The sequence below is a fragment of the Waterburya sp. genome (assembly GCF_058530065.1).
On sequence record NZ_JBZNBU010000439.1, the window covers coordinates 1 to 1,192 of the forward strand.

Annotated in this window: 1 protein-coding gene; it reads right to left on the reverse strand. The window is 39.3% G+C overall.

From position 1 onward, the window contains the following. Nucleotides 1-142: 142 nt before the first annotated feature. A partial coding sequence (locus AC33VI_RS23425) for a DUF2330 domain-containing protein (protein ID WP_491784668.1) occupies nucleotides 143-1,192 on the reverse strand: 1,050 nt, incomplete at its 5' end.

Consider the following 1,192-nt stretch of genomic DNA (forward strand, 5'->3'; position numbering starts at 1 on the left):
ACCTGTATAAATTCAATCGAGCGGTTAAACACTATATATAGTAATTGACTTACTCTAGGTTTTCTCAACTAATAACTAGTAACTAATAACTAACAACTATAACTAGATCGGTAATCAGTAGCTTAACCCGAACTGAGGTTACTTAATTCCAAATTGTTCGCCACCAGGGAATTACCTTAGCTTCAACAAAAGAAATCTTGTCACGGATATCATCAATCTTCCAACCTGTTAAGTTAGCTAGATTTTGGGCTTCTCGTTCTTGTCGCTCTAAAACTCCCTGTAGATATTGATTGGCTGCACTACAAGTCATTTCTCCGTCATAGGGATGGCGGATAATATACCTACCTTGGAAATTAGAGCGATCGCTCGTAGCTTGGAATTTGAGATCTTCGGGGAATTTATCGCGAGAATAACGAACGTGGAGGCGAGTAATAAAGACGTTGTTACCACCCCAACGAGGATTAATATTTTGATTTTGTCCCAACCAAAATACTCCTGCCTGTTTTAATTCTTCTTGGTTCAAAGGTTCCGCAGAACAAGGATCGCAAGTCGCCATATCCCAAGCATATTCGAGGAAAGCCACCTGTTTGTTTTCCTGTTCGTAGGATTTTTGGAACATCGATTGATAGAAGTCTTTGAACTCTGCTTGGACAAATTCTGGTACTTCAGTATTAGAAGGAACTTTAACAGTACGATAGTTAGTTAGTTCGACTTGTCCTTGAGGAGATAGTAAATAAACTAATAAGTCCTGATCTCCCTGAGCGTTCATCATGCCCAAACGAATGGGTAACATAAATTTGGGAGATTCAAAAGCGATCGAAATCGGTCTGAGTTTTTCAAAGCCTTGACTATCAAATTCTTCGAGGTTCACTTTAGCGACAAAGAATTTTAGATTTTGTTTGATATAAGGTTGCAGTAATTCCGCTGCACCTTTAGGTATTTTATAATCATTCTGAATCAACCAAGTTTCCAAACCATCTGATTCCTTGGCACTGAGAATTACAATGTCATATTCCCCAACAGTAAACTGTTCTTCCACCGTAACTCCTAGATCTGCTGCTGCTTGTTGGGGTAAAGGTACTCTAGCAGATTCGCTAACACCTCTAGTAGCACCCAATCTACGTTTTCTTATAGATCGATTGCAAGGATCTTCATCAAAATATTCCACCAACCTCGGTGCGCTAAAACCATC